We start from the raw sequence: 8,011 nt of genomic DNA, 5'->3' as shown, positions 1-8,011 counted from the left end.
TCTTCGCCCCGGCTCCACTTCGAAGACCGGTGAGCCGGGTAAATCTCCGGAAAAAACTCCCCGCACACAGTTATGCTAAATTTGTTCTTCTCGTGTTTCTTTGGCATTCCTGATCAGCTCCCCGAAACCCTGCCGGACTTTGCTGCTTCTCCAATGGATAATAGTTCCATACCTTTAATGTAGCAAAACAGTTAAATACAATCAATTATAGTCTAGTTTTCTGAAGCTGCTGCATACCTCCATCATTTAGCCCATAAAGGCATCCTTCACTTTATCAAAAAAACTCTTTTCCTGGTGAACTCCTGCCGGCTTCTGTCCCATGGTTTCCGCCAGTTCCTCCAGCAGCTGTTTTTGCCGTTCCGTCAATTTGGTCGGCACTTCCACCTGGATTTCGATGCGCTGGTCACCCCGCCCCCGGCCATGGACATCTACGATGCCTTTGCCGCGCAAGCGAATGACTGTGCCATTCTGGGTGCCGGGACTGATCTTGATTTTCTCCTTCCCTTCCAGGGTGGGTACTTCCACTTCATCTCCCAGGGCTGCTTGCGGGAAGGAAATATTCAATTTCATCACCACATCATTGTGCTCACGGCGAAAAATCTTATGGGGTTTAACCCGTACAATCAAATAGAGATCTCCCGGCGGCCCACCTCTGAGGCCGGCTTCCCCTTCCCCCGCCTTGCGCACCCGGGTGCCGCTATCCACCCCGGCAGGAATGTTGACGGTAATTTTGCGCAATTTCCTTACCCTGCCTTTGCCATGACAGTGTTGACAGGGCTGCTCAATAATTTTACCCTGTCCAGCACAGGTTTGGCAAGGGCGGCTCTGGATAAAGCGGCCAAAAGGCGTATTTTGCACAATCTGCTGCTGTCCCGTACCATTACAGGTGGGACAGGTACGCTGCCCGGTGCCCGGCTTCGCCCCGGTACCATGGCAGATTTCACAGGTTTCGGTGCGGGGAATTTCGATGGTTTTGGTGGTGCCAAAAGCCGCCTCCTCAAAAGTCAGCTCAATTTCCGCACTCAGGTCAGAACCCCGCTGCGGGCCCTGGCGCTTACGGCTACCACCGCCAAAAAACATATCGAAAATATCGCCGAAGATTTCCTCGGCCCCAAAACCACCGAAGCCGCCCTGGAAATCACCAAAGCCCCCCTGGCCGCCAAAGCCCTGGGCCCCGGCATGGCCAAACTGGTCATAGGCAGCCCGCTTTTGGGGGTCAGACAGCACCTCGTAGGCTTCATTGATTTCCTTGAATTTTTCCTCGGCGCTTTTATCTCCAGGGTTGAGGTCCGGGTGATACTTTTTGCTCAATTTGCGGTACGCCTTCTTGATTTCCTCTTCGGTGGCGTTACGGCCAACCCCTAACACCTCATAGTAATCCCGTTTGCTCATCAGCTACCACCTCAAACTTTTTGCGGCAATTAGGAAAAGGGGGAGTCTCCTCCCCCGCCAGTTTACACATCTACCACATTGGGATCCTGACCGTCTTTACTGTCATTCTGAGGCGGCTGCTGCTGGGCCTGCTGCTGGTACATGGCCGCCGTCAGGTCATAGAGGGGTGCGGTCAGGGCTTCGGTCTTGGCCTTGATCTCATCAATATTATTGCCAGCCAGGGCAGTTTTCAGTTCTTCTACCGCCTTTTTCACTGCTTCCACCTTGGCCGGATCCGCCTTATCCCCGAAATCCTTGATGGTTTTTTCCGCCTGATAAACCATGGAATCGGCATTATTGCGGATTTCTACCTCTTCCTTGCGCTTGCGGTCTTCTTCCGCATGGGCTTCTGCTTCCTTGACCATACGCTGGATTTCTTCCTCACTCAAACCGGAAGAGGACTGGATGGTAATGCTCTGGGCCCGCCCGGTAGCCTTGTCTTTGGCGGAAACATGCACAATCCCGTTAGCATCAATGTCAAAAGTAACCTCAATTTGCGGTACACCCCGCGGTGCCGGCGGAATGCCATCCAGGATGAACCGGCCCAGGGTCTTGTTGTAAGCTGCCATTTCCCGCTCACCCTGCAGGACATGGATCTCCACCTGGGTCTGGTTATCCGCCGCAGTGGAGAAAATCTGGCTCTTGGAAGTAGGAATAGTGGTGTTGCGCGGAATAATCCGGGTAAACACCCCACCCAGGGTTTCAATCCCCAGGGAGAGGGGCGTAACATCCAGCAAGACTACATCCTTGACTTCCCCGGACAACACTGCCCCCTGGATGGCAGCACCAATTGCTACGCATTCATCGGGGTTAATACCCTTGTGAGGTTCTTTGCCCAGGAAACGGCGAATAGCTTCCTGAACGGCCGGAATCCGGGTAGAACCGCCTACCAGCAAGACCTTGTCGATATCCTTGGGCTCCAGACCCGCATCTTTCAGAGCCTGCCGGGTGGGACCCATAGTGGCTTCCACCAGATCAGCGGTCATCTCTTCAAACCTGGCCCGGGTCAGGGTCATTTCCAGGTGTTTGGGCCCGTTCTGGTCCGCAGTGATAAAGGGCAAGCTGATAGTGGTCACCGTGGTGCTGGACAGTTCTTTTTTAGCTTTTTCTGCTGCTTCTTTCAATCGCTGCATAGCCATTTTGTCCTGGGACAGATCGATGCCGTTTTCTTTTTTGAATTCGGCCACCAGCCAGTCGATGATGCGCTGGTCGAAATCATCACCACCCAGGCGGTTATTACCGGCAGTAGCCTTGACTTCAAAGACCCCATCCCCCAGTTCCAGGATGGAGACATCGAAGGTACCACCACCCAGGTCATAAACCAGAATGGTCTGGTCTTCTTCCTTATCCAGACCATAGGCCAGGGCCGCAGCGGTAGGCTCATTGATGATCCGCATTACTTCCAGACCGGCAATGCGCCCGGCATCCTTGGTAGCCTGGCGCTGGCTGTCAGTGAAGTATGCCGGTACAGTGATTACCGCTTTGGTTACCGGTTCGCCCAGATAGGCTTCCGCATCAGCTTTCAATTTCTGCAGAATCATAGCACTGATTTCCTGGGGAGTATATTGCTTGCCATCGATGTTTACTTTATAATCTGTGCCCATGTGGCGCTTGATGGAAATCACCGTCCGTTCCGGGTTGGTTACCGCCTGGCGCTTGGCTACCTCGCCCACCAGCCGTTCCCCGGTTTTGGAAAAGCCCACTACAGAAGGAGTGGTTCTGCCCCCTTCCGCATTGGGAATAACCGTCACTTCGCCACCTTCCATTACTGCTACACAGGAGTTGGTTGTACCCAGGTCGATGCCGATAATCTTGCTCATAGCTGTCCTTCACCCTCCTAAAGATTATATGTTGCTCAGTTTCTGACGGCCACTGTGACCATGGCCGGGCGAATTACCTTATCCTTGAGATAATATCCTTTTTGATACACATCCACAATGGTGTTTTCCGGCTGTTCTTCAGTTGGGACCTGCATAACAGCCTGATGCAGGTGAGGATCAAATTCCTGGCCCTGGCATTCCATCGGAGTCAGCCCTGCTCTGGTCAGGACTTCCATCAACTGGCGGTAAATCATTTCCACCCCTTGCCGTAACTGGCCTTCTTCTCCGGTAGCCGCCAGAGCCCGTTCAAAATTGTCAATAACCGGCAAGAGGGCTGTAATCAGGCCTTCTGCCTCATATTTCAACAGTTCTTCCCGTTCCTGCCGGGCCCGCCGTCGGAAGTTTTCCAGATCAGCCAGGGCCCGCAAGCGGGCATTCTTTTCCTCGGCCAGCTGCTGTTCCAGTTGATTTATTCGCTGTTGCAGCTGTTCCAGCTGACCGGGTTCCTGCGTCTGTTCCTGAGCAGCTCCGGCCCCGGCCGGTTCCTGTTCATTGGCTTCCATTTTTTTATCCTCTTCCATCTGGGTCATGTCTCCCTATTCCTCCATTTCTGGCTCCAGCTTGCTGCTTTTCTCCTCTTTTTTCCGGATGATGGTATCAATCCGCAGAATAGCTTCAGCGACTTCCCCGGCAGCGCGCAAAGCATGCAGTTTCACCAGGGCCGGATCAACCACGCCTAGTTCCCACATATCCACTACCTGACCGCTGTCACAATCTATGGCCAGGGCGTTATTGCCTTTTTCCGCCTGAGCAGCTACCACATCCCCCAGTTTCTCCAGAGAATTGAAGCCGGCATTTTCCACGATTTGGGCCAGGGGCCGTTTGAGGGCAGCCACCACGCAATCAATACCATAGGCAGCCATACCCCGGGTGTTTTCCCGCAGTTTTTCCACCTGGCGAGCAGCAGCCAGCTCAAGGGAACCGCCTCCGGCCACTACCCCGCCACAAACAGCAGCCTGAACGGAGGAAGCGGCATCCTTGGCAATCCGCTCCCGTTCACCGACTACTTCTTCAGTGGCGGCTCCCACCAGCACGGTAGCCATAGGTTTACCAGCACCACCGAGAATCCGCACATGTTCCAGGCGCTCATCAGCCAGCACCCATTTGGCCTGGCCCAGATAGCGAACCAGTTCTTCCGGGGAGCGCTTGAGACCGGTGCGTTTAATGGGTCGGGCTCCTGTATGTTCCGCTGCCTTGCGCAGTTCCTTGTTGGAAACCCGCTGTAACACCATCACTCCGGCGTCAGTCAGAGTTTCTTCCGCCCAGGCCTCTACCCCGCGGTCAACGATAACCAGTCCTACACCCAGATCCACGATTTTGCGCACATTATCCTTGAATTCCTGCTGTAATTCCATATAGCGATTGAAACCGGCCTCAGTAGCCAGGGCCTCATCTTCCAGCTCCTCCGGTTCCAGGGCATCATCAATGATCAGGACTTTTACATCCCGCAGGTCCCGGGGCATCTCGTCATTCATAGGTTCCTTGTTGATGATCACCCCGGAAAAGACCTGGTTATCGGCCCCTTCCTCGGCCACAATCGTATCTGCCAGCTTAAAGCCCGGTTCCTTCAATTTCTTGATTCCCACCAGGCGGGCTGCATCCACTACCAGGCGGGCAATATCCTCGTTTTCCCGTCCGGCTATGTAGGCAATGCGATAGAGCAGGGGATCCTTGAGGCTGCGTACAGGGCGGGCCTGTTGCTCGATAAACTCCAGGGCTCCCCTGACTCCTATCCGGATGCCCTCGATCACCCTGGTGACCGGCACCCCCCGTACTACCTGGTTAACCCCTTCTGCAACCAGGGCCCCGGCCATCACAGTGGCAGTGGTAGTACCATCACCGATTTCCGCCTGCTGGGCTTTTGCCACATTGATCAGCAATCGGGCGGCCGGATGATTGGCTTCCATCAGCGTTAAAATGGTGACGCCGTCATTGGTGATGACCACGTCACCGAATTTATCCACCAGCATGGTATCCAGACCTTTAGGACCCAGAGTGCCTTCCACAGCAGCGGCAATGGCCCTGATGGCATTGGCATTGGTCATCAGAGCTGCCAGTTTCTCATCCACCTCGGTGGCCTGGACAGCTTGCTGTTTTAAGCTCATTGCCTTACCTCCTTCAGCCGCTCTAGGTGCGGCGGTAAAAATCGGTCAGCATCTGGGAGAGGTTTTCGGTAATATATTCCACCAGGGCCATCACCCGGGCATACTCCATCCGGGTGGGGCCCAGTACCCCGATGGCTCCCACCACCTGACCATCGACCGTATAGGTAGCAGTGATCATGGAACAATCCCGCATCACCTGAATGGGGTTCTCTGCCCCGATTCGCACCAGCAAGCCTTCATCCTCGGGCTGAACCAGGTGGCGCAGCTGTTCCTCCTGTTCCAGCAGGGACAACAGAGTCTTGATTTTCTCGATATTGCGAAATTCCGGCTGGTTAAGAATATTGAGGATCCCGGCCAGATAGACCTTTTCCTCCCCGCTCAGAAGCTCCTCCTGGCTGAGTAAATCCAGTACCAGTTCCGCCACCGCCCGTTGCCGGGCCAGTTCAGAATAAATCTCCTGCAACAGGGTGCGGCGAATATCGGCTATGGTTTTGCCATGGAGCTTGGCATTCAATACCTGGCTAATCTGCCATAAATCCTCGGCAGACAAATTTTCCGGAATCTCGATGAGCCGGTTCTGTACCAGACCGGAAAGGCTGACCATGACCAGCAAGGCCTTGCCTGGTTCTACCGGTACCAGTTGCACATGCTTAATCCCCGTTTTGCCCAGCTGTGGTCCCAGCACTATTGTGGTATAATTGGTCATCTGGGACAGCAGCTGGCCAGTCCGCTGAATCACCTGGGCCACTTCCATCCGTCTGGTTTCAAACCCCTGGCGGATGTATTCCCGGTCTTCATCAGCCAGGCGGTATTTCTCCATCAAAAAGTCCACATAATAGCGATAGCCCAGGTCTGAGGGAATCCGCCCCGCTGAAGTATGAGGCTGTTCGATATAGCCCATTTCTTCCAGGTCGGCCATTTCATTGCGTATAGTAGCCGGGCTCACCCCCAGCTCATACTTTTTGGCAATGGTTCGGGAGCCTACCGGTTCAGCGGTAGCAATATAGTCCTGAATAATCGCCAGTAAAATGCGCTTTTTCCGCTCATCCAATTGCATCCCTCATCACCTTCCGCCAGGCCCGTTGTTAGCACTCTCACCAGACGAGTGCTAAAGGCCACTACTTAAAAAATACCACCTGGGGCAGGGAATGTCAAGGTACTAGATAAACTCTGCCATCACTTCATTGGCAATATACCAGGCCTGCCGCGTGAGTTTAAGCCTGTTTCCCGAAACCTGGACCAGACCCCGCTGCTTCAGAGAAGCTATAACTGTTGACCATTCTGCCTCAATTTCCGGGGTCAGAACCACTCCTTCGGCCAGGCGCAGGCCGAGAATAACCTGTTCAGCCAGGATTTCTTTCTCGCTCAGCCTTTCCACCAGCTGCCCGCTCCAGCCCCGAGCCCGAACTTCTGCTTCCCACTCCTCCAGGCTGGCGGGATTGGCCCAGCGTACATTCCCCCAGCAGGAATGGGCTGCCGGCCCCAGTCCCAGATAAGGCTGGCGGCGCCAGTATTTGAGATTATGCCGGCATTCGAATCCTGGCCGGGCGAAGTTACTCAGTTCATAATTCAGGTAACCTGCTGTCTCCAGTTTTTCCCTGGCCCACCAGTACATTTCCGCCCATTCCTCTTCTTCCGGCAGGGTTATCCTGCCCTCCCTTTCCCAGCGGTCAAAGGGGGTATTTTCTTCCACTTTCAGGGCATAAAGGGAGAGATGGGGCACTTCCAGCGCCAGGGCAGCTGCTACTGTTTCCTGCCAGTCCGCCAGGGATTGTCCCGGCAATCCGTACATCAGGTCGAGATTGAGGTTGGTTAAGCCAGCCCGGCGAACTGCCTGCACCGTGTTCTGGACTTCCTGCCAGGTATGGCAGCGGCCTAAAACCCGTAACAGTCGCTCCTGGGCCGCCTGAGCACCCAGACTCACCCGGTTGATGCCTGCTGCTGCCATTAGCGGCCAGATATCTCTATTCGCCCCGGGGTTTGTCTCCATAGTTATTTCAACGGTATTGATGATATGAAAATTCCCGGCAATAGCCTGCAGAATTTTTTTTATGCCCTCTGGACCCAGCAGCCCCGGAGTACCGCCCCCCAGGAAAATGGTATCCACTTCTCGTTCCGGCACCTGCCGGACAGCCGCTTCCGTTTCCTGGCAAACAAGGTCAAGATAGCGCTCCCTTTCTTCCCCGCTGGCCGGCCGGGAATAAAAATCACAATAATGGCATTTTCGCAAACAAAAGGGAACATGAACATAGACCCCCAGCATATTTTTCCCCCTTTCGGGCAAACTGTAGGCGAAGGAGGTTGAGACCATGAAAGTCAAGGTAGATCCTGATTTGTGCATCAGCTGTGGCGCCTGCGTCAGCACCTGCCCCGATGTCTATGACTGGGATGATGAAGGCAAAGCCAAAGCCATTGTGGATGAGGTGCCAGATGACCTGGAGGATGAGGCCAGGGAAGCTCTGGAAAATTGCCCCACTGATGCCATTGCCGAAGTATAAAGAGGCCGGAAACCCGGCCTCTTTTATTTCTGGTCAATACTGAGCACTGCCATAAAGGCTTCCTGGGGAATTTCCACATTTCCCACCTGCTTCATCC

8 protein-coding genes are annotated in these 8,011 nt (G+C 54.3%); 1 reads left to right on the top strand and 7 read right to left on the bottom strand.

Going from position 1 to position 8,011, the window contains the following annotated elements:
* Positions 1-246 precede the first annotated feature (246 nt).
* From dnaJ to hemW, 6 genes are all read right to left on the bottom strand, one after another.
* Entirely contained in the window at positions 247-1,392 is a 1,146-nt protein-coding gene (gene dnaJ / locus JDF658_RS07675; protein WP_078666279.1) for a molecular chaperone DnaJ, read from the bottom strand.
* Positions 1,393-1,454: 62 nt separating this feature from the next.
* A complete protein-coding gene (dnaK, locus tag JDF658_RS07670) occupies positions 1,455-3,251 on the bottom strand; it encodes a molecular chaperone DnaK (RefSeq protein WP_078666280.1) in 1,797 nt (598 codons plus the stop codon).
* Positions 3,252-3,286: 35 nt separating this feature from the next.
* Positions 3,287-3,841, bottom strand: a complete 555-nt coding sequence (gene grpE / locus JDF658_RS07665; RefSeq protein WP_242946633.1) for a nucleotide exchange factor GrpE — start codon at positions 3,839-3,841, stop codon at positions 3,287-3,289.
* A 6-nt stretch (positions 3,842-3,847) separates the two neighbouring features.
* Positions 3,848-5,416, bottom strand: a complete 1,569-nt coding sequence (locus JDF658_RS07660) for a TCP-1/cpn60 chaperonin family protein (RefSeq protein WP_079907055.1) — start codon at positions 5,414-5,416, stop codon at positions 3,848-3,850.
* A 22-nt stretch (positions 5,417-5,438) separates the two neighbouring features.
* Positions 5,439-6,473: a heat-inducible transcriptional repressor HrcA gene (hrcA, locus tag JDF658_RS07655; protein ID WP_079907054.1), complete on the bottom strand. Its 1,035-nt coding sequence runs from the start codon at positions 6,471-6,473 to the stop codon at positions 5,439-5,441.
* Between the two features lie 102 nt (positions 6,474-6,575).
* Positions 6,576-7,679 (bottom strand): radical SAM family heme chaperone HemW, encoded by a 1,104-nt coding sequence (hemW, locus tag JDF658_RS07650; RefSeq protein ID WP_159073815.1) that lies wholly within the window; start codon positions 7,677-7,679, stop codon positions 6,576-6,578.
* Positions 7,680-7,725: 46 nt separating this feature from the next.
* Here hemW and JDF658_RS07645 point away from each other — a divergent pair, with 46 nt between their 5' ends.
* Positions 7,726-7,914, top strand: coding sequence for a ferredoxin (locus JDF658_RS07645; protein WP_078666284.1), 189 nt, complete (start codon positions 7,726-7,728; stop codon positions 7,912-7,914).
* A gap of 23 nt (positions 7,915-7,937) precedes the next feature.
* Here JDF658_RS07645 and JDF658_RS14950 read toward each other — a convergent pair.
* On the bottom strand, positions 7,938-8,011 hold a 74-nt coding region (locus JDF658_RS14950), incomplete at its 5' end, for a hypothetical protein (protein WP_278308031.1).

The organism is Carboxydocella sp. JDF658, assembly GCF_002049395.1.
In the GTDB taxonomy this organism is placed as follows: domain Bacteria; phylum Bacillota.
Note: the sequence above shows the minus strand (reverse complement) of the source record. Positions and strands in the feature narration are given on the sequence as shown.

Coding starts and splice junctions, on each gene's coding strand:
- hemW (WP_159073815.1), bottom strand. CDS start 7,679: ATGCTGGGGGTCTATGTTCATGTTCCCTTTTGTTTGCGAAAATGCCAT.
- JDF658_RS07660 (WP_079907055.1), bottom strand. CDS start 5,416: ATGAGCTTAAAACAGCAAGCTGTCCAGGCCACCGAGGTGGATGAGAAA.
- hrcA (WP_079907054.1), bottom strand. CDS start 6,473: ATGCAATTGGATGAGCGGAAAAAGCGCATTTTACTGGCGATTATTCAG.
- JDF658_RS07645 (WP_078666284.1), top strand. CDS start 7,726: ATGAAAGTCAAGGTAGATCCTGATTTGTGCATCAGCTGTGGCGCCTGC.
- dnaK (WP_078666280.1), bottom strand. CDS start 3,251: ATGAGCAAGATTATCGGCATCGACCTGGGTACAACCAACTCCTGTGTA.
- dnaJ (WP_078666279.1), bottom strand. CDS start 1,392: ATGAGCAAACGGGATTACTATGAGGTGTTAGGGGTTGGCCGTAACGCC.
- grpE (WP_242946633.1), bottom strand. CDS start 3,841: ATGACCCAGATGGAAGAGGATAAAAAAATGGAAGCCAATGAACAGGAA.